The 23,754-nt window shown below is 47.4% G+C and carries 20 protein-coding genes; 9 read left to right on the top strand and 11 right to left on the bottom strand.

The features are described 5' to 3' along the window. Positions 1–4: 4 nt before the first annotated feature. Entirely contained in the window at positions 5–316 is a 312-nt protein-coding gene (locus QFZ51_RS10865; RefSeq protein WP_429045738.1) for a hypothetical protein, read from the bottom strand. Positions 317–455: 139 nt separating this feature from the next. Further along, complete coding sequence (locus QFZ51_RS10860) at positions 456–1,679, bottom strand: PmoA family protein (protein WP_429045736.1); 1,224 nt, start codon at positions 1,677–1,679, stop codon at positions 456–458. Positions 1,680–1,822: 143 nt separating this feature from the next. On the opposite strand from QFZ51_RS10860, the gene QFZ51_RS10855 reads away from it, so the two are divergent. Next, positions 1,823–3,379, top strand: coding sequence for a C25 family cysteine peptidase (locus tag QFZ51_RS10855; protein ID WP_429045734.1), 1,557 nt, complete (start codon positions 1,823–1,825; stop codon positions 3,377–3,379). 136 nt (positions 3,380–3,515) lie between these two features. Here QFZ51_RS10855 and QFZ51_RS10850 read toward each other — a convergent pair whose 3' ends face one another. The 3 genes from QFZ51_RS10850 to dnaK form a co-directional block, all read right to left on the bottom strand. After that, entirely contained in the window at positions 3,516–4,652 is a 1,137-nt protein-coding gene (locus QFZ51_RS10850) for a dipeptide epimerase (protein ID WP_429045733.1), read from the bottom strand. Positions 4,653–4,714: 62 nt separating this feature from the next. Next, positions 4,715–7,339, bottom strand: coding sequence for a 4-alpha-glucanotransferase (locus QFZ51_RS10845; RefSeq protein ID WP_429045731.1), 2,625 nt, complete (start codon positions 7,337–7,339; stop codon positions 4,715–4,717). Positions 7,340–7,626: 287 nt separating this feature from the next. After that, complete coding sequence (gene dnaK / locus QFZ51_RS10840; RefSeq protein WP_429045729.1) at positions 7,627–9,534, bottom strand: molecular chaperone DnaK; 1,908 nt, start codon at positions 9,532–9,534, stop codon at positions 7,627–7,629. Between the two features lie 266 nt (positions 9,535–9,800). On the opposite strand from dnaK, the gene QFZ51_RS10835 reads away from it, so the two are divergent. From QFZ51_RS10835 to argS, 4 genes are all read left to right on the top strand, one after another. Further along, entirely contained in the window at positions 9,801–11,165 is a 1,365-nt protein-coding gene (locus tag QFZ51_RS10835; protein ID WP_429045727.1) for an OmpA family protein, read from the top strand. 64 nt (positions 11,166–11,229) lie between these two features. Beyond that, positions 11,230–11,715 carry a GNAT family N-acetyltransferase gene (locus QFZ51_RS10830; RefSeq protein WP_429045726.1) on the top strand — a complete coding sequence of 162 codons (486 nt, stop codon included), beginning with the start codon at positions 11,230–11,232 and terminating at the stop codon, positions 11,713–11,715. An 80-nt stretch (positions 11,716–11,795) separates the two neighbouring features. Next, on the top strand, positions 11,796–12,371 hold the full coding sequence (locus QFZ51_RS10825; RefSeq protein ID WP_429045725.1) for a porin family protein: 576 nt from the start codon (positions 11,796–11,798) through the stop codon (positions 12,369–12,371). 106 nt (positions 12,372–12,477) lie between these two features. Further along, on the top strand, positions 12,478–14,406 hold the full coding sequence (argS, locus tag QFZ51_RS10820; RefSeq protein WP_429045722.1) for an arginine--tRNA ligase: 1,929 nt from the start codon (positions 12,478–12,480) through the stop codon (positions 14,404–14,406). Between the two features lie 331 nt (positions 14,407–14,737). Here argS and QFZ51_RS10815 read toward each other — a convergent pair whose 3' ends face one another. The 3 genes from QFZ51_RS10815 to lepB all read right to left on the bottom strand — a co-directional run bounded on the left by QFZ51_RS10815 (position 14,738) and on the right by lepB (position 16,996). Continuing rightward, positions 14,738–15,121 carry a hypothetical protein gene (locus QFZ51_RS10815; protein ID WP_429045720.1) on the bottom strand — a complete coding sequence of 128 codons (384 nt, stop codon included), beginning with the start codon at positions 15,119–15,121 and terminating at the stop codon, positions 14,738–14,740. Positions 15,122–15,198: 77 nt separating this feature from the next. Further along, positions 15,199–15,687 carry a cytidine deaminase gene (cdd, locus tag QFZ51_RS10810; protein WP_429045719.1) on the bottom strand — a complete coding sequence of 163 codons (489 nt, stop codon included), beginning with the start codon at positions 15,685–15,687 and terminating at the stop codon, positions 15,199–15,201. Positions 15,688–15,796: 109 nt separating this feature from the next. Then, positions 15,797–16,996 (bottom strand): signal peptidase I, encoded by a 1,200-nt coding sequence (gene lepB, locus QFZ51_RS10805; RefSeq protein ID WP_370913527.1) that lies wholly within the window; start codon positions 16,994–16,996, stop codon positions 15,797–15,799. A gap of 177 nt (positions 16,997–17,173) precedes the next feature. Here lepB and QFZ51_RS10800 point away from each other — a divergent pair, with 177 nt between their 5' ends. Continuing rightward, positions 17,174–18,043, top strand: a complete 870-nt coding sequence (locus QFZ51_RS10800; protein ID WP_429045717.1) for a MerR family transcriptional regulator — start codon at positions 17,174–17,176, stop codon at positions 18,041–18,043. A 6-nt stretch (positions 18,044–18,049) separates the two neighbouring features. Here the strand turns inward: QFZ51_RS10800 and QFZ51_RS10795 are convergent, their stop codons facing one another. Beyond that, complete coding sequence (locus QFZ51_RS10795; protein WP_429045715.1) at positions 18,050–18,697, bottom strand: alpha/beta fold hydrolase; 648 nt, start codon at positions 18,695–18,697, stop codon at positions 18,050–18,052. An 11-nt stretch (positions 18,698–18,708) separates the two neighbouring features. Beyond that, positions 18,709–19,893, bottom strand: coding sequence for a sigma-54-dependent transcriptional regulator (locus tag QFZ51_RS10790; protein WP_429045713.1), 1,185 nt, complete (start codon positions 19,891–19,893; stop codon positions 18,709–18,711). A 245-nt stretch (positions 19,894–20,138) separates the two neighbouring features. Here QFZ51_RS10790 and QFZ51_RS10785 point away from each other — a divergent pair, with 245 nt between their 5' ends. Further along, the gene (locus QFZ51_RS10785) at positions 20,139–20,951 is read left to right on the top strand and encodes a serine O-acetyltransferase (RefSeq protein WP_370913531.1); all 813 of its coding nucleotides are present in this window, start codon (positions 20,139–20,141) and stop codon (positions 20,949–20,951) included. Between the two features lie 4 nt (positions 20,952–20,955). Then, positions 20,956–21,837: a cysteine synthase CysM gene (gene cysM, locus QFZ51_RS10780; protein WP_429045710.1), complete on the top strand. Its 882-nt coding sequence runs from the start codon at positions 20,956–20,958 to the stop codon at positions 21,835–21,837. Positions 21,838–21,911: 74 nt separating this feature from the next. On the opposite strand, the gene QFZ51_RS10775 is transcribed toward cysM, so the two are convergent. Continuing rightward, positions 21,912–22,937 carry a pyruvate dehydrogenase complex E1 component subunit beta gene (locus QFZ51_RS10775; RefSeq protein ID WP_370913534.1) on the bottom strand — a complete coding sequence of 342 codons (1,026 nt, stop codon included), beginning with the start codon at positions 22,935–22,937 and terminating at the stop codon, positions 21,912–21,914. Positions 22,938–23,156: 219 nt separating this feature from the next. On the opposite strand from QFZ51_RS10775, the gene QFZ51_RS10770 reads away from it, so the two are divergent. Next, a complete protein-coding gene (locus QFZ51_RS10770; RefSeq protein ID WP_429045708.1) occupies positions 23,157–23,702 on the top strand; it encodes a hypothetical protein in 546 nt (181 codons plus the stop codon). Positions 23,703–23,754: the final 52 nt, after the last annotated feature.

The raw sequence follows: 23,754 nt of genomic DNA, 5'->3' as shown, positions 1-23,754 counted from the left end.
AAATTTATTTTGCCCGCAGTTTGCTGTAATTGCTGATAGCGAGATAGAATCCTGCCAACGCCACGAGCCCATAGGCTGCCATCAGTGCCCAGATGCTTTCACCGGTTACCTTATAGATCAGCATTTCAATTTTGGTAATACTGATACTGACATCGCTGACGGCGTGAAATTGTTTGTAACGGTAGAAGATCAGCGCGATACCCGCTATGCCAAGTAATACACCAACAATAACGCCACCCCAGGAAGGCGGATCATCGTCTTCTTCTTCAGGATTACGCGGACGCACGTCTTTACCAGGTTCATTTGCATTACTCATCCGGATGATGGTTAAGGGTTACTAAATACAAGGCTGCTATCAATATTTCCGTTCACAGGGCTTCTCCGAGGTTAACCGAATTGAAACCGAATCATTCACTGTACGAAAATAAATGAAAAAGACATCACTCACAAACACATTATGGTGCGGTGATCACTTCCGGTGGATACGCATAGTCCTGCCAGGCTGCCTCTGCTTCTTCTGCAGTGATATCGCCGCTATACACCATTACCCGGTATTTCAGCTGGTAGCGGGCATCCGGATACAGCTGCCACGGTTTCATACGGGTGGGAGTATAATTGAACATCAGTTCACCACCTTCCGCATTTTCGGGCCATACACGCAGGGGTTCAGGAGAATCAAAATTATCAGGATAGTTCATGATCAGCAATCCTGCCTTTCCCTGTGGCGTAGCGCCGGATATTTTCACCCAGCGGGCACGGGTACTGTCGGCATCCCGGCGTGTTTTGCCCTCAGACGTAAGCACCTGGCTGGTTTTATCTGTAAAGTCGGCGGTGGTTCTTAAACCAAACCCGCCACCATAGCGGTATTGCAACAGGGTAATGCCAGTGGGGGTAGCTGGTGTAAAGGTGGAAGTAAAATCCCACAGGCGGCGGTTGCCGTTGTTGGTGGCGGGATACGCCTGTACCAGCCATGTTTCATGAATGGCGGTTTTTTCTGTACCATCTTTCAGAAATGCTATATGATCCTGGCTGGCACTGAATCCGCACCATACGTTTCCGGAAAATGTTTCCATTTTACCCGCAAAGCGCACCTTGCCTTCTTTCTTCTGCACATTCCAGAAATCAGTTTCGCGTCCTTCAAACAGCGTATGGGTCCAGGGATTCCAGATGCCCATATGATGCCGGTGACCGGCATTTGGGAAGATATTCGTGAGCACTACGCCATTAGGCGCCCAGAGCGGATGGATAAATGCACTGCGGTTATACACGGTATCTGTGCCGGCGGGTGCGGGCACCGTTATAAAATTATACTGCAAAATAGGTTGCGCGGATTGTTCCAACAGTACATGGCCATCCTGGCGGAGCGCCTTCATCAGGGTATCAGTTGCGCCCTTGCCTTTGCGCAGTTCATATTTTCTTTCTGTACCTGCTGCAGTAGTTCCCGTAAGGATCCAGCAAAGCTGACCTGCCTGCCGGCTAACGGCTACGGGTACACGCTTATTACCGGTTACTTCTTCCAGTATCACCGGATCACCGGCGGATGACAGAACGCCGGTATATACAATGCTGTTGTAGCGGTTCAGCTTTCCTGCCTTCACAGTAAAGTGTGCAATTACCTGCGCATGGGTGTCCATATAAAAGAAAACAAATAGTAACGGTAACAGGTGGAATTTTTTCATATTCATCTCCGGTAGATTCCCTGAAAAATACGGTTTACTTTTTCAGTATGCAAATACCTTGCGCAGGGAAATATTAATATTGTTTGGAGACCGGCACCATATTATCCTTTAATTCAATATTTTTGAACGCTTAAAGGTTAATTATGGCAGCCCCTCTCAGTAACATGCTGACAACAAAACTCATTATAACCAATAAATCCGCCCTTCAACAGAAATACGGCGATGCTCACCAGCAGATTCTGGATGATATAAACGCATTGCAGGCATTTGATAACAACAGGCACCTGGATGCCCACATTATTTTCCTGGATGATGCTGCCCAGATGCTGGGCTGCCAGTCAACCGCAGTAACAGCAGCCACGGACGATGCCCAGAACAAAAAAGCGATTGATGAACTGTACCGCTTCTTTTCGCCCGGATATATACTCTTGCTGGGGTCGCAGGATATTATTCCGTTCCAGCGGCTGAAGAATTTGTTACCGGGAGATAACGACCCCGATACCTTTATACCCAGTGACCTGCCCTATGCGTGCGACACGCCGTATGATACAGACCCAGGTAAATTTATTTCACCCACGCGGGTGGTAGGGCGTTTGCCGGATATTCCAGGCGTGGGGGACCCTTCTTACCTGCACACGCTGATTACGAACATACTGGCAGCAGTGCCTTCCAAACAGGGCGACTACCTCCCCTATTTTTCCATGAGTACTTTCGACTGGCAGAACTCTACACAAAATACCCTTCAGAACATTTTTGGCAGTACCAGCAACCTGCTCATATTCCCCGGCAGCGATGAAACGCTGAACGGTACCAACTGGACCGCTGCGCAACTGCAGGCTAAAACGCATTTCATCAACTGCCACGGAGCCATCTATAATCCAGGGTTTTACGGGCAGAAGTCCACCGAGTTTCCGCTGGCGATGAGATCAGATATTCTGAAAGATAAGATCACCCACGGCACCATTGTGGCAGCCGAATGCTGCTATGGCGGCCAGCTGTTTGACCCGAAGAAAAACAGCGGTAAGCGCATCAGCATGGCCAACAGCTACCTGCTGAATCATGCACTGGCTTTTGTAGGCAGCTCCAATATTGCCTATGGCCCGCCTACCGGGCAGGGACTGGCTGACCTGCTCACGCAGTATTTTGTGATCAATGTGCTGAACGGCGCTTCTACCGGGAGAGCCTTGCTGGAAGCCAGGCAACGGTTCCTCAATGAAATGGGCCCCATGCTGGATCCCTATGAACTGAAAACGGCCGCACAGTTTTATCTCCTGGGCGACCCATCATGGCAACCGGTGATCAACGACAAAGATCCCAGCAGCACGGGCGATACGCAGCTTTTTGTAAATACCCTGCAAAACCGCCGCGATAACCTCGAAGCACGGGGTAAAATGCTGGACGACTTCATCGCAGTGCCCCATCCGTCTGATGGCTCGCACGCCACAGATCCCGCACTGCACCAGGCGATGCACAAGTTGCTGGATGAAAAGAACTTTGCCGAAAAAAGAGATCCGAAGGTATTTGTCAACAAAAAAAATAACCCTGTGGTTAAAGAAGATGTGAGCGGCTCCATGCCATCTGTAAAATTTCACGTATTTTCGGAATCTGCCACCACTGGGGACTCCCCTTCAACAAAGGTGATAGTGGTGAAAGAAAAGAATAATCAAATACTGGGGTATCGTGAATATGTCAGCAGATAACAGCAACAGGGACAAAAACAGTCCCTTTATTACACTTACCGGGCGTTTGGTGCTCCGCACATTTGGTAAACACAGCAAAAGTGAACACCTCGGCGTATTCCTGGTAACAGACCAGGGAGATTACCTGATTCGCCCTTCAGGAGCAAATCCCTTTATGCCCAACCCGCTGATGCCACTGGCCGGCAAAACTATAGTGGCCACGGGTTGCATTGAAGACTATGTTTTCCTTGCTCAAACCTGGAAAGAAGAAGAGTGAGCTGCCTTCAATAACTCCGCACCAGTTCCCCCACCTGTCGGCGTAAATAATACGGCCGTTTTCCATTTTAATACCGTCTGCGCTATCTTCCGCCAGCAACAGCGGACCATCCATATCCACATAATCCAGCAGCGGCAGCAGATGCGCCACTGCAGAAGTGCCTACCGTGCTTTCGTTCATACTGCCGGTCATTACTTTCATGCCTAAACGCTTTGCCTCCGTAATCATCCGCAGCGCTGGTGTAACGCCGCCACATTTGGTGAGCTTGATGTTGATGCCATGAAAATAGCCGTGGCATTGGGCTACATCCTGTTCCACAATACAACTTTCATCGGCTATAACCGGTAACACCACTTTTTCATATACCTGTTTCATTCCTTCCTTGTCTGCTGCTGCCATCGGCTGTTCGATAAATTCCACGCCCAGCTCCTTTAACGCAATGGCATTACGCAGGGTTTCCTCTACTCCCCAGGCACAATTGGCATCTACCCGGAAAATAGCCGTGGTATGCTTTCTCAGCTCTTTAATAATCGCAATATCTTCCTTTGTACCAAGTTTGATTTTATAAATGGGCCACGGAAATTCCTGTAGTTTCCGCACCATATTTTCAATGGTGTCAATACCGATGGTATAGTCTGTAAGCGGATTATGCGAAATATCGAGTCCCCATACCTCGTAGAGTTTCTTTTGCTGCTGTTTTGCGTACAGGTCCCACGCAGCAATATCCAGGGCGCATAGGGCAAACATATTATCCTTCAGCAGCGGGTACATGTCCTGCCAGAAAAGCTCTGGTGTATGCAGGGTATAGTTTTCAATAAAAGAACGGTGCTGCTCAAGGTCTGCCATCAGCCGCGGCACGGTCATCTGGTAATAGGCATTGTCGGCGGTTTCACCCAACCCGCTTTCTCCCTCCTGTTCCAGCTTTACCACCAGTAAGGGTTGCAGATCTTTGGACTTACGGGAAATCGTAAACGTGTGCCTGAATTTCAGTTCAAAAGGGAAAAGGGTGAGCTTCATTTTACTAACGGGTTCTTTCTGTGAAAATACAATGCATTTGTGATATTGTTAACCGCAGCTAATCATCGAACGGGCATCATCTCCGGAAGGTTCCGCGGAATGCGGTAACACCAGTAATGCGATGCCACTGCGGGAATATTGATCCTTTCCGTATCAGGATTCCGGGTACTTTCGGGGGCTTCCGCCGCCAACAGGTCCTGCACCTGGAAGATGCGCCACATAGCAGGAGACGCCATATGCCGGCTGATAATTTCGCGGATCAGTTCCGGCGTAGCAGTGGCAGGTGCTGGTCCGGTATGTTGCAGCTGTTGCTGATAATATTTCCGGGAGATGGATGTATTTTCCTTCCACCACCCTCTCAGGGTGCTCATGTCGTGCGTGGAAGGCGTTAAAACAGACAGGTAGGGCGCCTTTGATATGTCTGCAAAGAGTGCGTTCCCGGATTTTGGCATACGCTCAATTTCCAGGCTTAAAATGCCTTGTGCCTGCATTACGCCAGGCACACATGCGGGCACCATGCCCAGATCTTCCCCGCAGATGAGCATACGGGTAGCCCTTTTTATCAGGGGGAGTTTATCAAGCGCTTCCCGGCGCCAGCAGCTTTCCTGCCGCAGGTAGAAGTAGTCGTGGTACAATGCCTGCAAAGCTTCCCTGCTCCCGGCATCCAATGCCGCAAACGACCTGGTGGCCGCCATATCATAACGGGGATGGTACAACGTTTTACTGTCTCCACTTACTTTTATAAATAATACATCAGCTATCAGGTTATAGAGTATCGTTTTTATGGTTTCCGGCAACGCTGATGCCGCCACCTTTTGTTGCATACTGTATGCCGGCAACAGCTGGTAACGCCCATCCGGCAAGGGATGCATTAGTTGCTCTTTCATCATACCCGCATAGTTGCCAAACAGTTCTTCCAGGATGGCGTCGGTTATATAAGGCAGGCAGTACCTGCTTTCTTCAAACTGAATGCCACGGCGACTCATTTCCTCCGGTGTAACGGGAACGGCTGGATGAAAATATCCCAGTATGCCTTGTATAGCATCGCGGGGTATCTGCCAGATGCGGAAGAAGCCAAGGATATGATCAATCCGGAATGCGTCAAAATAAACAGACAGGTGACGAAGGCGCTGCTGCCACCACTCCAATCCGTTTTCCCTCATGTGTTTCCAGTTATAGGTGGGAAATCCCCAGTTTTGTCCTTCGCTGGTAAAGCTGTCTGGTGGCGCTCCTGCCTGCATATCCAGGTAATAATGACCGGGGTTCATCCAGGTGTCTGCGCTGTGGCGGGCCACACCAATGGCGATGTCGCCTTTCAGGACTACGTTACAATCGTGTACTGCGGCGCTGGCAGCGGCCAGCTGCCGGTGCAGGTGGTATTGCACAAAGAAATGATACTGTACTGCCGCAGCAGCATCTTCATCTGCTACTGCCAGTTGTTTCACTGCCGTAGCGTCATATACATTATAGCCGGGCCATTGAGCGAAATCACCGGTCCCGTAACGATCGCGCAGAAAGCAGTATACGGCGTAAGGCAGCAGCCAATGCTCATTGGCAGCCAGCCATTGCCGGTATTCCGGTGTTTGTAACCGGTGCCCTTCCGCTTTAAACAGCGCCCGCAGATAAGCCAGTTTGAACGACATTACTTCTTCATAGTCCACCGTTTCTTTTTCGTTGAGCCATTGCCGTAGCCGATCAAACTGCCGTTGCAACGGATGGGATGCAGGCAAACTGCCTACGTACTGCAAGCGGATATATTGTGGGTGCAGCGCGAAAGAAGAAATAGCGGCATATGGATAGGAATCTTTCCAGGTACCGGTTTGTATGGTATCATTCACCGGGAGCAGCTGTATCAGCTGCAGCCCTTTCTGCTGCGCCCATTGGGCAAATGCCGGCAGGTCTGCAAATTCGCCGGTACCAAATCCTTCGGGACTGCGCAAACTGAACACGGGTACGGCCACGCCGGCGCCTTTCCAGGGAGCAGGTGCAATACGCAAAAATCCGTCGTGTAAAATTACCTGCCGCCCTGTTGTTGCGGTGGTATGCAATTCACGGTTGCTGCCGGTTTCATACTGAACAAATTGTTGCCTGTCCTGGTCGTAAATGCCGTATTTATAATACATGGGCGCCGCTTCACCGGAAAGGTTCAGCGCTATGGAAAACCAGCCTTGTTCATCGTATTGCAGCAACAGTGGGTTACTGGTATCCCAGTTACCTGTTGACAGACTGCTGCCCAGCAAACAAACGGTTTTACTGCTATCCAGCAGTGGCGCCTGCACACGGAATATATGCGTTGCCGTTAGGGGTGCTGTAATTGCAGCAGGGGATCTTTTATAAAAAACGCGGGAGAAAGGAGCCGTTAGCCAGGCATTTTCCGGGCGATGCGCATCATTCCAGGTATCCAGGAAAACGATATCAGGATGTTCTCCCGGTATAAAAACAAATTCACGTACTGCGCCTTCGTATATCACCTCTTCCCCTTCTCTTAACAAGTACTGGTATCGCAGGGTAAAAGGTTTCCCGGGAGCCAGCCGGATATCGGTGTACCACCATTCTTCGTTTCCCCATTGCATAAGGCGGGCATGTTGTGGCACATCATTACCCAACGCAGGTAAATTACCAAGCAGGTATAGATCCTGCCCGTAATGAGTATGGTAACGGATATAAAAACGTACACTGTAATTCATCGGATCCCGGCTAAGCCGGAACAAAGTAGGAAAAAACGCGCGGATTTTCGCGGATGTTGTCTTTCCCGCTGATTACGCTGATTATACTGATTCAGGGGATTTGATCACTTTGGATTTTAAAGGATTGGGGGAGATGAAAGAGAATATAATCATTTTTGATTAAAAAAAAGGGAGATATAAGCAGGTTTATCCGCTTATATCTCCCAAAATCCTTTAAAATCCAAAGTGATCAAATCCCCTGAATCAGTCTAATCAGGTTAATCCTGAGAAAGACAACATCCGCGGCATTATTTTACTTCTTCGAATTCTGCGTCGGTAACGCCATCGTTGGCACCACCCTGAGGCTGGCCCTGTTGCTGACCGCCGTTTGGCTGGCCGCCTTCGGGTTGACCCTGAGATGCTTTGTACAGCTCTTCTGAAGCAGCAGTCCAGGCAGCTTCCAGTTCTGCAGTAGCAGTATCCAGTTGCGCGCTGTCCTGTGATTTGTGTGCTTCTCTCAGCTTTTCAAGTGCTGCTTCGATAGTTGCTTTCTTATCAGCAGGCAGTTTGTCGCCGTATTCTTTCACCTGTTTTTCGGTCTGGAATATCAGGCTGTCTGCTTTATTGAGCTTTTCGATCTTTTCGCGTTGTTCTTTATCTGAAGATTCGTTGGCTTTTGCTTCGGCTTTCATCTTTTCGATTTCTTCCTTGCTCAAACCACTACCTGCTTCAATCTTAATGTTCTGTGTTTTTCCGGTGCCTTTATCCTTTGCAGTTACGTGCAGGATACCGTTGGCATCAATATCGAAAGTTACTTCGATCTGAGGAACGCCACGCGGAGCAGGAGGAATATCACCCAGGATAAAGCGGCCCAGTGTTCTGTTCTGGTTAGCCATTGGCCTTTCACCCTGCAGTACATTGATTTCCACGCTAGGCTGGCTATCTGCTGCAGTTGAGAAGGTTTCAGATTTCTTGGTAGGGATAGTGGTATTGGATTCGATCAGTTTGGTCATTACACCACCCATTGTTTCGATACCCAGTGACAGCGGTGTAACGTCCAGTAACAGTACATCTTTCACTTCACCTGTCAGTACACCACCCTGGATTGCAGCACCTACGGCTACTACTTCATCCGGGTTTACACCTTTATTAGGCTTTTTACCGAAGAATTTTTCTACTACTTCCTGGATTTTAGGAATACGGGTAGAACCACCTACCAGTATAATTTCGTCAATTTCGGAAGTGTTCATACCGGCATCTTTCAATGCTTTGCGGCAAGGTTCCAGTGTTCTTTCCACCAGGCTGTCGCTCAGCTGTTCGAATTTAGCGCGGGTTAATTTTTTCACCAGGTGTTTGGGAACGCCATCCACTGCGGTGATATAAGGAAGATTGATTTCAGTTTCCTGAGAAGAAGATAATTCGATCTTTGCTTTTTCAGCAGCTTCTTTTAAACGCTGCCATGACATTGGATCCTTGTGTAAATCTACTGCTTCATCTTTTTTGAATTCATCTGCCAGCCAATCCATGATCACTTTATCGAAGTCATCACCACCGAGGTGTGTATCACCATTGGTTGATTTTACTTCAAATACGCCATCACCTAATTCCAGGATAGAGATATCGAAGGTACCACCACCGAGGTCAAATACAGCGATTTTGCTGTCCTGGTGTTTTTTATCCATACCATAAGCCAGTGCCGCAGCAGTAGGCTCGTTGATAATACGGCGAACATTTAAACCGGCAATTTCACCGGCTTCTTTGGTAGCCTGACGTTGTGCGTCATTAAAGTACGCAGGTACAGTGATTACTGCTTCTGTTACTTCCTGACCCAGGTAGTCTTCGGCTGTTTTCTTCATTTTCTGCAGGATCATTGCTGAAATTTCCTGCGGAGTATATAATCTGCCGTCTATATCAACTCTTGTGGTATTGTTGTCTCCTTTTACCACTTTATATGTAACGTGGCTCACTTCACTGGCAACTTCGTCAAAATGACGGCCCATGAAACGCTTCACTGACATAATAGTGTTTACGGGGTTGGTAATAGCCTGACGCTTTGCGGGGTCGCCTACTTTCCTTTCTCCGTTCTTTAAAAAAGCCACTACAGATGGGGTTGTTCTCCTGCCCTCATCATTGGCAATCACTACCGGTTCGTTACCTTCCATTACGGCAACGCATGAATTGGTAGTTCCTAAGTCAATGCCTATTATTTTTCCCATAGTATTAAAGATTATCCTTTAGTTGTAAGTATTTCCGTGTTTGTCGTTGGTTTGTCAATGATTATGCCAAGCAAAAAAATATGAAATTATGTCAGTCAGGTACCCTATATTTGATCACAGATCACAGTTATTCCGTTGGCAAACACCTTTTTACTAAATAACTGAGTCGTTTAATTTGTTCATAACCTCGCCTTTCTTCAGCTATTTTATTCCTGACCTCCTGTTTTTATAATGATACAAATTGTGTAACCTAACCGTTATTTCTTATGAATACATCCATTTTATGGAGGGCTGCGTGCTTGTTGTTAGCAACCACCCCAATGATGAGCCAGGCTCAGGATCAACCTACCACTACTTCTGCCGTACCCACAGCAAAATTATTCAGTGGCCCCAGTGACTATAAAACATGGTCAATTGGCGTAAATGGCGGCGTTTTGGCGCCAGTGGCTGCCACCGGTGGCAGTAACGACTTTACCAAATGGAAAGGATCCTTCGGTTATGGCGCCTATGTTAAGTACCAGGTACTGCATTTCTTTGCCCTGCGGGCAGATTATGTAGGCGGTAAACTCCAGGCAGATAACAGTAAAGAACTCGGTAACGGCTCCCTTCCTGTCAGACCGTATAAGTCGTACGAAACCAAATTAAACTGGTCAGGAACTTTAAATGCCGTATTCAATATCACCACCGTCAATTGGTTATTCCGGGAAAACTTTGTTCAGCTGTATGCCTCTGTAGGCGGAGGATTGGCCGGATATAAACCTACTGTAACCAGAAACGACAACACCAGTTTCCCCTATAAAGCGGAAGACAAAGCCATCAAGGAACTGATTATCCCGGTGGGCGCCGGCCTCAAATTCAGGCTGTCTGAGTTCATTAACCTGGACCTGGGCTATACCATGTATTACACCGACGCGGATAACCTGGACGGCTACAACTACGGACCCAACAAGGATAAGTACTCCTATGGCTATGCGGGACTGGAATTTGCCCTTGGCAAGAAAGGCAAAAAACAACTGCAGTGGTCTAACCCGGCCAAAGTGATGTATGATGAGCTGGAAGCCCAGAAAACCACCCTGGCAGCTTCGCTGGATGCTGCCAATCAGAACAATGCCAGGTTGACCGCTGATGTGGATAAACTGACAAAAGACAGTGACGCGGATGGCGTTTCCGACTTCTTCGATAAATGCCCGGGCACCCCTGCCAATACCAAAGTAGATGGCTCCGGTTGTCCGCTGCCGGTACCGGAAGTAGTGAAAAAAGAAGAAAAAGTAGTGATTACAGAAGAAGATAACCGTATCGTAAGGGAAGCCATTCAGAACCTGGAATTTGAATTTGCGAAGGCAAGCATCAAGCCCAGCTCCTATCCTGCGCTCGACCGGGTGGCAGAACTGCTGAAACGCAAAAACCTCAACCTGAAGCTGAGCGGCCATACCGACAATGTAGGCAGCAAGTCGCGGAACCTCGCCCTGTCAAAGGAAAGAGCGGAATCCGTTAAAGCATACTTTGTTGATAAAGGTGTGAATGCTTCTAAAATTGAAGCAGTGGGTTATGGCATGTCACAACCTATCGCCTCCAATAAAACCGCGGCAGGCCGGCAAAAAAACAGAAGAGTAGAGTTTACAATATTCTAACTGACTGACAATAAGATCATAGGGATTTTTTGATGTGAAATCAAAAAATCCCTATTTTCATTTTATGGAACCTTACATCATCAGAACAATAGCTCCTGCAGACGATCCGGCAATTGCCCATATAGTAAAAACCACGTTGACAGAATTCGGCATGAACAAAGCCGGTACCGCGTTTTCAGATCCTACCACCGAGCACCTCTCCCGGTTGTTTGATATTCCCCGTGCAGTGTATTATGTAGCGCTGGCAGATGACAGAATAATTGGCGGGGCCGGCATTCATCCGCTGGATGGCGGCGAAGCGCATGTGTGCGAACTACAGAAAATGTACCTGCTGCCCGAAGCCCGCGGGAAAGGACTGGCAGGCAAGCTGATCACCCTGTGCCTGGATTTCGCTAAACAAAACGGCTACACGCAATGCTACCTGGAAACAGCGCCAGAACTTGCCAGGGCCAGAAAAGTATATGAACAGTTCGGATTCAGGTACCTGACAGGCCCGATGGGTGATACCGGTCATTTTGGCTGTGACAGCTGGATGCTCAAGGATTTGTAGTTTCCGCAACAGGTGGATTTTTATTCCTCATTGTAAACCGGCACACTTCTTGTCAACTGGGGCTTACAAAATAACATATCATGAAAAAATTTATTTTGTCTGGTGTATTAGCCATTGGAACTATGCTGGCAGTACAAGCACAAAATGTAAAATTCGGCGTTAAAGGTGGTTTGAACATCTCCAAACTAACAGATACCGACGGCTCCAAAACACTCGCAGGCTTCCACGCCGGCGGTCTTGTTAACATCGGGCTGAATGAAAGCTGGGCAATCCAACCGGAAGTATTGTATTCTGCCCAGGGCACCAAAGCAGAAAAGAGTGTATTATGGTTAACCACTTCCAACACGGTGAAGGTTAATTATATTAATGTACCGGTAATGGTACAGTATTCTATTGTACCTGAATTTTATTTGGAAGCAGGTCCGCAGGTAGGCTTTCTCACAGCCGCCAAAGTTAAATCCGGCGATGTAACAGTAGATATCAAGGACGATATGCAATCCGTTGACTTCGGACTGGGCTTTGGTTTTGGTTATAAATTCGATATGGGTCTTGGTATCAGCGGCAGGTATAATTTTGGCCTGACCAACGTATATGATTCCGACAAAGTAGACAGCAAAAACTCTGTAGCACAGATCGGCGTGTTCTACACTTTTTAATGCAGGCATAAAATATTGCAGATAAGCGAAGGTTGTCTTTATCAGACAACCTTCGCTGCTTTCGGCTAATTAACTATCTTTGCCCCTCGCATTAATCATTTTCAGCATGAGTGTTGTACAATCCATCAGAACGGCCGCCGTGGCCGCCATTAATTCACTTTACGATCAGCAGTTAACAGCAGCAGAAATTGCTATTAATACCACCAAGCCTGAATTCGAAGGTGAGTATACCATTGTCGTTTTCTCTTTTACAAAATTCAGCCGGCAGAAACCCGAAGAAACAGCACAACGTATCGGGGAATACCTGACTGCCCACTACCCGGAACTGATTGCGCGATTCAATGTAGTAAAAGGGTTCCTGAACCTGAGCATCAACGATGCCTACTGGACAAAATTCCTCCAGCAACATTACAGCGACGTAAACATCGGATTACAGCCTGCCAATGGTAAAAAGATCATGGTGGAGTATTCATCTCCCAATACCAACAAACCTTTACACCTCGGTCACCTGCGTAATAATTTCCTGGGATATGCTATCGCCGAAATTATGAAAGCCAATGGCTACGAGGTGATCAAAGCCAACCTGGTAAATGACCGCGGTATCCATATCTGCAAATCCATGCTGGCATGGCAAATGTTTGCACATGGCGACACCCCGCAATCGACCGGTATAAAAGGCGATCACCTGGTGGGCGACTACTACGTGAAGTTTGAATCGGTGGTAAAAGAACAGGCAGAAATTATCATCGACCGCGTACTGGAAAATGACTTCCGTGACTTCGACAGCGCCGAAACCGAAAAGCTGGAAAAGCTGGTAACCGCCCTCCATAAGCCCGAAGTGAAAGACGATAAAGAAAAAACTGCCAAGATCATGGACGACATCAAAGAGATGTCGCGTAATAAAACAGAGATCATGCAGCAGGCGAAGATCATGTTGCAGCAGTGGGAAGCCGGCAACCCCGAAGTAAGGGAACTGTGGGCCACCATGAACAGCTGGGTGTATGAAGGCTTTGATCAAACCTATAAACGCCTTGGCATTGACTTCGACCAGATGTACTACGAAAGTGAAACCTACCTGTTAGGTAAAAACCTTGTAGCAGAAGGATTGGAGAAAGGCGTGCTGTTTAAAAAAGAAGATAACTCCGTATGGATAGATCTGACCGCCGACGGACTGGATCAAAAACTGCTGCTCCGCGGAGACGGCACCTCTGTATACATGACCCAGGACATGGGTACGGCGCGGTTGAAATATGAGCAGTACCAGATGGATCAAAGCGTATATGTGGTGGCAGATGAACAAAACTATCACTTCAAAGTACTCCAGCTGATTATGGAGAAACTGGGAGAACCTTCTGCCAAAGGTATTCACCACCTCAGCTATGGCATGGTGGAGCTGCCGCATGGCCGGATGAAAAGCCGGGAAGGTACGGTAGTGGATGCAGATGATATGATCACTGAAATGGTGAAAACAGCCGCAGAGAAAACACAGCAATCCGGTAAAAACCTGGATGCGTTTTCCGGTGAGCAACTCAACGAACTGTATGACACGGTGGGTATGGGCGCCATGAAATTTTTCCTGCTCCGCGTAGATCCTAAAAAGAAAATGATCTTTAATCCGGAAGAATCAATCGATTTGCATGGGTTCACCGCTCCGTTCATCCAGTATGCGTATGCGCGTATCAAATCCATCCTGCGGGACGCCGGCACAACAGCAGAACTTGAATCATATACCTACGAAGGAGAATTGCTGCCGCTGGAAAAGGAACTGATTATTCTGAACGAACAGTTTCCGGGTATACTGGCAGACGCATACCGTGAGCTGAGTCCTTCTGTGATCGCCAACTACGCGTTCCAGTTGGCCCAGTTATTCAATTCCTTTTATGCCGAGAAAGTGGAAGGCGTACCTACCTATTCCATTATCCGTGCTACCAGTGAAGAAAAGAAGAAACTGCGTTTACAGATTATCATGCTCACTGCGCATACCATTGCTCAGAGTATGAAATTACTTGGCATCCGTGTACCGGAAAGAATGTAATAACGAGGAGGTTGTCTTTCTCACTGATTACGCTGATTTTATTGATTACCTTGATTTTACTTTTTGGATTTTTAAAAGGATTAGGGGAGATATAAGCGAATATACCCGCTTATATCTCCCCTAATCCTTTTAAAATCACATATGATCAAATCCTTGTAATCAGTAAAATCAGCGTAATCAGTGAGAAAGACAAAATTCGCTTATTAAAACGCTGCAGCCCTTACGGGTTGCAGCGTTAGCAACTTGCAGCCGCCGTGGCCGAAGTTGCCGAAGAAAATACCACAGTAAGCAGCGCAGCGAAAAAGGAGCTTGCCTATCCTTTATGCGCTGTTTAAAATCCCTCTACACTGTGGCAAATATTTTTACCGGGTTGTTCTCCGAGTATGAGAGCTTCATCGCATAAGCGTTCTCCCTTCTCCTGCTCACCCACACCCATATACGATTTTCCGAGCATAAACATAGCAAAAGCATTGATAGGTTGCAAGTGTAAAACTTTTTTCCATTGCACTATTGCCCGTTTAAAAAGTTTCCTTTCGTACAAGTCGTGTGCCAGATGCTGATAACGGTTAACGCTTTTCAGGGTATCCTTAACAACGTATAGCCCAGGACGGTAGTCTGCCTCTTTTTTATCAAAGTAACAGGCTGCCGGTTCACTATACACTGCAGTAAGTAATACAATACAACAGATACTAACGGATAGCTGACAGGATTTCATAGGTCGCGGCGCTTATGGGGCGCCGGACAAATATATACATAATAAATCGTAAATGAAAACTTACATATATGTAATAATCACACCCCCAGCTCCTCACCGCTAAAGGAAAGGGGCAGTAAATCGTTGGCACGACTGATCACATATATTTTACCGCTTAACCCCGCCATGATCACCCGGATAGGGCTTTCCTGTTTCCGTTCGTACTCCGACAATGTTTGCCGGCATATGCCACAGGGAGAAATGGGATGGGTACTGTCGCCGCTGAGGTTATTATAACTGATGGCAATGGTATCAATATCAATATTGGGATATACAGAAGCAGCGGAAGCCAGGGCCACTCTCTCCGCACATAACCCGATCGGATAAGAAGCGTTTTCCTGGTTAGAGCCCGCAATGATTTCCCCATTGGCCAGCCGGATCACCGCTCCCACCTGGAAACGGGAATAAGGTGCATAAGCATATGCCGTTACTTCCCTGGCTTCTTTCAGCAGCCACGCGTCAGCATCGGAAAGACCGGTAAGATCATCATATACCTCGTATTCAATATGCAGCAATTGTTTCTCCATAACAACAGTTGAAAAGGGTTCTTCGTATAGTCGTTGTCGGGGTAAGACAACAACGGACCGGCATACTGCCGGTCCGTAATTTACTTCAAATTATATTTCGGGCGGTTGCTTACTTAATATTTCTGAAGATACGGCTCCAGCGGATACCGCCTTCTCCATAGCTCATCCAGATCAACCAGGCTTTACCCACTACGTGATCTTCCGGCACAAAGCCCCAGAAACGGGAGTCGAGGGAGTTGTTACGGTTATCCCCCATCATCCAGTAATAGTTCATCTTAAATGTATAGCTATCAGCGGGTTGACCGTTGATGATGAACTTACCATCTTTCCGCTCCAGCGTATTGCCTTCATAAACACGGATCACGCGGTCGTATAAAGCGATGTTGCTTTCGTCCAGCTTAACGGTAGCGCCTTTTTTAGGAATATACAGCGGACCAAAGTTTTCTTCTGTCCATTTGAAATGCGCGGTATCGTGCGGGAAAACGTTATTGTAATTGAAATCCGTAAAATCAGACTCCTGGTATATTTTAATGTCTTTCACGATTGGCTTAAACTGCTCGAGCGCTGCTACGTTGGCCGGTGTGAGGTTGTAAATGAACTTGCTGGCATCAAGCTGGTAAAAGTCCGGGCCGGAAGTAGCAATGCCCAGATCTTCCAGGCGGCTGCTGTTAAGCTGGTCGCCGGTAGTTTCCACTACATATTTATGCTGGCTGCCGGGAGGAACCGGTGCTGCCTGCCCGTTGACATATACCGCACCTTTGATGATCCGGATGGTATCGCCGGCCTGGGCCATGCAACGTTTGATATAATTCTCCCTTTTATCTACCGGGCGCTGGATGATCTTATAAGAGTTCTGCACCGACTGCCAGCCAAACTGCCGCACCATGCCATAATAGCTGGGATCGGGCGAGTCAATGGCTACGGTATCTCCTTCCGGGAAGTTAAAAACCACTACATCGTACCGTTTGATATCTGAGAAACCGGGTAAACGTCTGTATTTCCACTTCACCGCCTCTGAATAGGCTTTGGCTGATTTGGTAAAGGGCAGGGTATGATGTACAAAGGGTACTGCCAGCGGCGTCATTGGGATACGTGGTCCGTAACTGATCTTGCTCACAAACAGGAAGTCGTTCACAAGTAAGGTTTTTTCCATTGAAGGTGTCGGGATCGTATAGGCCTCAAAAATAAAGGTGCGGATAAGCGTGGCTGCTATAATAGCGAAGATCGCAGCGTCTAACCATTCTCTAACCGCAGATTTCTTTTTCTTAGGCTGACTGTCTTTGTTTTTTTTCCAAAATGCCAGGTTCATTCAGTTACGCTTATTAGATGCTTAAAAAGGCAAATATAATATTCTGTTGCTAGCCTGTCGCTATTACTTTACAAAAGTTTTCTTAAAAATAGATTAAAATATTGTTTATTATAGTTTTTAAGTATATGGTGTATCCACCAATGAATTGCCTAAATTTGACGTTTTACTATACCTCCGTTGAATACATTTACGATCAAGGATATTGAAAACTTTACCGGTATAAAGGCGCATACCATCAGGATATGGGAGCAGCGGTTCCAGTTATTCTCCGCCAGGCGGAAGGATACCAATCACAGGATCTATGATGGGGAGGATCTGAAAGCCTTATTGCGTATAGCCTATTTATATCATCACGGGATCAAGATCTCGCGCATAGCTGCGTTGTCGGAGGAAGAACAGAATAAACTGTCGTTGCAGCTGGCCGCCGAAGGATCGGCTGCAGGTCTCCAGGTAAATGAGCTGATTGCCGCCACGCTCGATTATGATTACTTCCGCTTTGAGCGCATTTTTTACAGCCAGGTATTACACCTGGGATTTGAGCACTGTATTACAAAGATCATTTACCCTTTCCTTGAAAAGATAGGCGTGCTATGGCTTACTGGCAATGTGATCCCGGCACAGGAGCACTTCTGCGCCAATATTATCCGCACCAAAATAATGACGGCGATCGACGGCCAGCAGATGAACCAACAGGCTACTACCCATTACCTGTTATTTCTCCCGGAGGGAGAATTTCATGAAATACCATTGTTGTATGTGCAATACCTACTGAAAAAAAACGGGAAACTGGTTACCAGCTTCGGCGCCAACGTTCCATTTGATGATCTGAAAACATTTACCCCGGTGCGGCCGGTAACCCATATGTATACCCACCTGCTTACCAATGTAACAAAACAGGCAGTAACCCAGTTTGTCGCCGCACTGGCGCAACAGTTCCCGGGTATTAAGATCCTGATGTCAGGACCGCAGGTATGGCAGCTGACCGGCCCATTGCCGGAAAATGTATTCGTATTGAAAAGCCTGGATGAGTTATTGGCGTTTAACTGATCTGTATCAAAGCACTTCCTCCAGGATACGATTGATGGCTGCTGAGCGGTTCAGCACCATAAAATGCCCGCCATCGGGAATGAGGTGTGTAGGCTGAAGATATTTAACCGGAAAAGGCAGGTCCCGTGCGCCGTGGATATGCACCAGTCCTTCCGGCACCTGCTCATTTTCCCAGTGCAGGATCGCGTTTACCGCCCAACGCGTAAAGGTATAGTCGCGCTTTGCAAGGTATTCATTCACCAGTTTGCGTTCTTCCGGTGTTTCGATATTGAGGAACTTCCTGACAACCACGCTTCTCCGTTGGTACAGCAGGTTGTCGGGCAATTTGTGCAGTCCGAGTTTCTTTACCCAGTTATAATAGGGAGGCTTTTCCGAGCTACGTTTAATGCTCGACAGGAGGATGTTCTTTTCTACGGGAATATGCCGGGCTATTTCCAGGCTCATGATGCCGCCGAAAGACACGCCTATTAGGGTTACTCTCCCATCAGCCGCAATGTTTTGGGCCATACGGGCCGCATAGCGGCTGATGGGTTCCTCCTGCAATGGAGGGATCCATTGCAGGTGATGCACCTGGTAGCCGGTGGGAAAACGCAGGTTGTTGAAAATGCGTTCATCCGCACCCAGTCCACTGATCAGATACAGGTGTTTTTGCATGTTGTTGCTGGTTAAGAGCTTACCTTTCTTTTATCGCGGCTTGGCACCACGAAATCTTCCACGTCTTCCGCAGTGATGGTTTTACCGGAAAGGATAACGAGCCTTTCCACTACGTTCCTGAGCTCACGGATATTACCGGTCCAGTTGTGATTTTGTAAAGCTTTCATGGCATCTTTATCCGCTACTTTGCGGGAGATACCATATTCGCTGCAAACGCTGTCGAGGAAGCTGTCTACCAGTAACGGCACATCATCCCGGCGGTCGTTCAGGGAAGGAACGTGAATCAGGATCACGCTTAAACGGTGATAAAGATCCAGGCGGAAGTTTTTGTTTTCCACTTCCTGCAGCAGGTCCTTGTTGGTAGCGGCTACTACCCTCACGTCCACGCTGATTTCCTTATCTCCGCCTACGCGGGTAATTTTTCCTTCCTGCAGGGCGCGCAATACCTTTGCCTGTGCGCTGAGGCTCATATCGCCAATTTCATCCAGGAAGAGGGTACCGCCACTTGCCTGTTCAAACTTCCCGATCCGTTGTTTTACAGCGGATGTAAAGGAGCCTTTTTCGTGGCCAAACAGTTCACTTTCAATGAGCTCTCCGGGGATGGCTGCGCAGTTTACTTCCACCATAGGGCCGCCGGCGCGGTTACTGCGTTCATGCAGCCATCTGGCCACCAGTTCCTTACCCACCCCGTTATCGCCGGTAATCAATACCCTGGCATCCGTGGGCGCTACTTTTTCTATCGTTTCTTTAATTTTCAGTATCGGGGTGGATTGACCAATCATATCCGACACCTTATTCACCTTGCGGCGCAGGGTTTTGGTTTCGGTAACCAGGTTGGTTCTATCCATTGCATTACGCAGGGTAATGAGTAAGCGGTTCAGATCCGGCGGCTTTGAAATATAATCATAGGCGCCTTTTTTCACCGCATCTACTGCCGTATCAATATTACCGTGGCCAGACACCATGATAATAGGAATATCCCCGTTCACCTCACGTGCTTTCTCGAGAAACTCCAGTCCGTCCATTTTAGGCATTTTGATATCGCAAAGAACGGCATCATATGACTTTGCCTGGAACATTTTAAATCCTTCCATACCATCCGCGGCCTCATCTACCTTATAACCTTCATAGGTTAAAATTTCCGTGAGTGTTTTACGAATACTTTTTTCGTCGTCTATTATTAAAATGTTAGCCATAATCAGTTTTATTTTGTACGACCGGCAATACCTGCCTTTTATACAACGGGCAAAAATAAAGATTAATCCCTTAAAATTGCATTATATCAGGGATCATTTAACATGTCAGAAACAATTGAGAGATTACCATATCCTCCCGGCAGCCAGGAACGCTTGAATATTAGCAGACAGTCTACTACCTTTACAGGATTAATGCGTAATTTCAGTAACGATTAAAGTGCCAATACCTGTAATTCGATCCGCATATGAATGATTTTCTGGAAGAGTTGAAGCGGCGGCACCAGCTGGCAGCGGCGAACGCCTATCCTGCCACGGGTGCAGTAGATGAATTTGTGAGCCACCTGTTGAATTGGTTATTTCCTGAACATACCGGCCAGGTAATCCCCGATCCGGTGGCGCTGGAACGTTTTGGCCATGAACTGGAAGCCCAGTTGCAGCAATTGCTGCAATCAATGGAAAATCAGCTGCCTGCGGATGCCGCGGGGCTGAGCCGCGACTTTATGAACAAAGTACCGGTGATATATGATGAACTGACAAAAGATGCCACGGCCATTTACCAGGGCGATCCGGCAGCATCCTGTTTATACGAAGTAATCCGTGCCTATCCGGGGTTTTATGCCATTGCCTTTTACCGCATTGCGCATGCCCTGTACCAGCTGAAAATACCGGTATTACCCCGGATGATTACAGAACTGGCGCATTCCCGTACAGGAGTGGATATTCATCCGGGTGCGGTGATAGCGCCCTGGTGTTGCATAGATCATGGTACCGGCATTGTGATCGGGGAAACCACTGTAATAGGACCGCATGTAAAGCTGTACCAGGGCGTAACGCTGGGTGCACTGAGCATTGAAAAAAGTATGGCGCGCAGCAAGCGGCATCCTACTATTGAGGAACATGTAGTGATTTACGCCGGCGCCACCATTCTTGGCGGTGATACGGTGATAGGCCATCATAGCGTAATAGGCGGGAATGTGTGGCTGATTAAAAGTGTGGAACCTTTCTCCCGGATCTATTATAAAGCAGAACATAAATTTTCAGATACAAACCAGGACTAGTACAATGGCTTCCATCATAGATCTGATCGGCAACACGCCGATGGTAGAATTAAAGAAGATATCCGTTAACCCGGCCGTTAAAATTTTTGCCAAACTGGAAGGAAACAATCCTGCCGGCAGCGTGAAAGACAGGGCCGCCTATGGCATGATCAAAGGCGCGCTCGACAGGGGCGATATTAAGCCGGGCATGAAACTGATAGAAGCTACCAGCGGCAATACGGGTATTGCACTGGCCATGATTGCCAGTCTTTTCGGCATTGAAATAGAGCTGGTAATGCCTGCAGATGCTACCCGCGAGCGGGTGCTCACTATGGAAGTATATGGCGCCAAAGTAACGCTCACGCCAAAGGAATTGTCCATGGAAGGCTCTATCGACTATGCCAACGCCCAGGTGGAGAAAGGCGGTTACTATATGCTGAACCAGTTTGCCAATCCCGATAACTACGGCATGCACTATAAAACTACCGGACCTGAAATCTGGAAAGATACCAACGGGGAAGTGACGCACTTTGTAAGTGCGATGGGGACTACTGGTACTATTATGGGTGTATCCCGCTATTTAAAGGAGCAGAACCCGGCAGTACAGATTGTAGGATGCCAGCCTACCGAAGGGTCAAAAATCCCGGGCATCCGCAAATGGCCGGAAGCTTATCTCCCTAAAATATTTGAAAAACCGAGGGTAGACCGTATCATGGATATTTCAGAAGAAGAAGCGAGGATCATGACCAAAAGACTGGCAAAGGAAGAAGCGGTATTTTGTGGTATGAGCAGCGGCGGCGCTGTGGCAGCGGCTGTACGGGTATCAAAGGAATTACGTAGTGGCGTGATCGTTAGTATCATCTGTGATCGCGGCGACCGTTACCTTTCCAGCGATCTGTTTTCCTGAAAATATTTTTAAAGATAAAAAGAAACGGAGCGAAGAAAATCTTCGCTCCGTTTCTTTTATATCGATAGCAGGTGCTATTTTTTCATGTACATTACTTCTTTCACCAGTTTCACGGTACGTTCCACATCCGGCAGGTATTGCTTAACCAGGTTAGGAGCATAGTGCATAGGAGCATCCTGTGCGGTGATACGGCGGATCGGTGCATCCAGGTAGTCGAAACCTTCTTTCTGGATACGGTAAGTAATTTCGGAAGAAATACTTGCGAATGGCCATTGTTCTTCAACAATTACCAGGCGGTTTGTTTTCTTCACTGATTCCAGGATGGTGAACCAGTCCAGCGGACGAATGGTACGGAGATCGATTACTTCTGCTTCGATACCTTCTTTTGCCAGTTCTTCAGCTGCACCCAGCGCTACTTTCATCATTTTATTGAAAGATACGATGGTTACATCTTTACCGGCACGTTTGATATCTGCTTTACCAATCGGGATGATATATTCTTCTTCAGGAACTTCACCCATATCCCCATACATCACTTCACTTTCCATGAAAACAACCGGATCATCATCGCGGATAGCCGCTTTGAGCAAACCTTTTGCATCATATGGATTGGAAACGGAGATTACTTTCAGGCCCGGGATATTGGCGTAGTAACTTTCGAATGCAGTGGAGTGCTGCGCACCCAATTGACCGGCAGAACCGTTTGGTCCGCGGAAAACGATCGGGCAACCCACCTGGCCGCCACTCATTGCCAGCATTTTAGAAGCGGTATTGAGGATCTGATCCAGCGCCAGTACAGCGAAGTTCCAGGTCATGAATTCAACTACCGGACGCAGGCCGTTCTGTGCAGCACCTACTCCGATTGCAGCAAATCCAAGTTCAGCAATCGGCGTGTCAATAACACGTTTTGGACCAAACTCATCCAGCATTCCCTGGCTCACTTTATAAGCACCATTGTATTCGGCTACTTCCTCCCCCATAAGGAATACCCGTTCATCACGGCGAAATTCCTCCTGCAGGGCTTCTCTTAAGGCTTGTCTGAAAGCTATCTGACGCATGCTATTCTTAATTGAAAGTTTAAATGCCTTATTGAAAGGCAGGGCAAAAATATTGTTTGTTAGCGAAAAAGCAAAGCAAACGCCCGATTAATAATTATTATACCCCCCACATGCAGTCTGTATACTATTAATTAAAATAAATACATATATTTATATTTTAGACTATAGTACACCCGGCCAACAACTTTACCCGCTGTCATGATTACCATTATTATCCTAACCTTATGCTTTTTAGCTGCCCTGTCCTGTAAAATAAAAAAGGTGAAAGTACCGGAAATACAGGCGCTCCTGTGGTACCTTCACCTGGTTTTTGGCTGCTTAGCGCTCCTGTGCGTGTTATTGATGCTGAACGACTACGGCTTCAAGGGCACACAAACCGAACGGGTGTTCTTTACCCTCTACGCAGGTACCGGTATGCTGATTTACGGCCTTACCAAACCGGATAACGACGCCAGGTACGCCTACCTGACAGTTTTTTTTGGCTTCCCGTTTGTATTGCTGATTGGGCTGCTGCTGCCGCCGCTGCGTACCCTTACCCTGGTAGCCGCTATCACCTTATTGTCGGACAGCGAGTTTCAGCGCTATACTATTGACGACGATTACGCCCTGCAAACGAAAACTACCGGCATATTATCCAGCTACCCGGTTTACAGCCTGGTGGAAGATAAATACCTGTTTTTTGAGAAAATAGTGCCTGACGTGGTAAAACCAAAGGCTGCATTGCATTCGCTGAAGATGGTCAAAAAAGGGGAAGACAGCTTGAGAATACAGGTAAATAACATAGATACCGTGATTGCTATTTATTGATGAAGTGTAAACCTGTTTCAGGTTTATTTCTCCAGGTGTAAAGTTTTTTCAG

The organism is Chitinophaga sp. W3I9 (assembly GCF_050434025.1).
Lineage (GTDB): Bacteria > Bacteroidota > Bacteroidia > Chitinophagales > Chitinophagaceae > Chitinophaga.
The sequence above is the reverse complement of the archived record's forward strand: the minus strand, read 5'-3'. Positions and strand labels throughout refer to the sequence as shown.

What these genes read in the sequence shown, in the direction of transcription:
- QFZ51_RS10865 (WP_429045738.1), bottom strand. Translation starts at nt 316, where the DNA reads ATGAGTAATGCAAATGAACCTGGTAAAGACGTGCGTCCGCGTAATCCT.
- QFZ51_RS10860 (WP_429045736.1), bottom strand. Translation starts at nt 1,679, where the DNA reads ATGAAAAAATTCCACCTGTTACCGTTACTATTTGTTTTCTTTTATATG.
- QFZ51_RS10855 (WP_429045734.1), top strand. Translation starts at nt 1,823, where the DNA reads ATGGCAGCCCCTCTCAGTAACATGCTGACAACAAAACTCATTATAACC.
- QFZ51_RS10850 (WP_429045733.1), bottom strand. Translation starts at nt 4,652, where the DNA reads ATGAAGCTCACCCTTTTCCCTTTTGAACTGAAATTCAGGCACACGTTT.
- QFZ51_RS10845 (WP_429045731.1), bottom strand. Translation starts at nt 7,339, where the DNA reads ATGAATTACAGTGTACGTTTTTATATCCGTTACCATACTCATTACGGG.
- dnaK (WP_429045729.1), bottom strand. Translation starts at nt 9,534, where the DNA reads ATGGGAAAAATAATAGGCATTGACTTAGGAACTACCAATTCATGCGTT.
- QFZ51_RS10835 (WP_429045727.1), top strand. Translation starts at nt 9,801, where the DNA reads ATGAATACATCCATTTTATGGAGGGCTGCGTGCTTGTTGTTAGCAACC.
- QFZ51_RS10830 (WP_429045726.1), top strand. Translation starts at nt 11,230, where the DNA reads ATGGAACCTTACATCATCAGAACAATAGCTCCTGCAGACGATCCGGCA.
- QFZ51_RS10825 (WP_429045725.1), top strand. Translation starts at nt 11,796, where the DNA reads ATGAAAAAATTTATTTTGTCTGGTGTATTAGCCATTGGAACTATGCTG.
- argS (WP_429045722.1), top strand. Translation starts at nt 12,478, where the DNA reads ATGAGTGTTGTACAATCCATCAGAACGGCCGCCGTGGCCGCCATTAAT.
- QFZ51_RS10815 (WP_429045720.1), bottom strand. Translation starts at nt 15,121, where the DNA reads ATGAAATCCTGTCAGCTATCCGTTAGTATCTGTTGTATTGTATTACTT.
- cdd (WP_429045719.1), bottom strand. Translation starts at nt 15,687, where the DNA reads ATGGAGAAACAATTGCTGCATATTGAATACGAGGTATATGATGATCTT.
- lepB (WP_370913527.1), bottom strand. Translation starts at nt 16,996, where the DNA reads ATGAACCTGGCATTTTGGAAAAAAAACAAAGACAGTCAGCCTAAGAAA.
- QFZ51_RS10795 (WP_429045715.1), bottom strand. Translation starts at nt 18,697, where the DNA reads ATGCAAAAACACCTGTATCTGATCAGTGGACTGGGTGCGGATGAACGC.
- QFZ51_RS10790 (WP_429045713.1), bottom strand. Translation starts at nt 19,893, where the DNA reads ATGGCTAACATTTTAATAATAGACGACGAAAAAAGTATTCGTAAAACA.
- QFZ51_RS10785 (WP_370913531.1), top strand. Translation starts at nt 20,139, where the DNA reads ATGAATGATTTTCTGGAAGAGTTGAAGCGGCGGCACCAGCTGGCAGCG.
- cysM (WP_429045710.1), top strand. Translation starts at nt 20,956, where the DNA reads ATGGCTTCCATCATAGATCTGATCGGCAACACGCCGATGGTAGAATTA.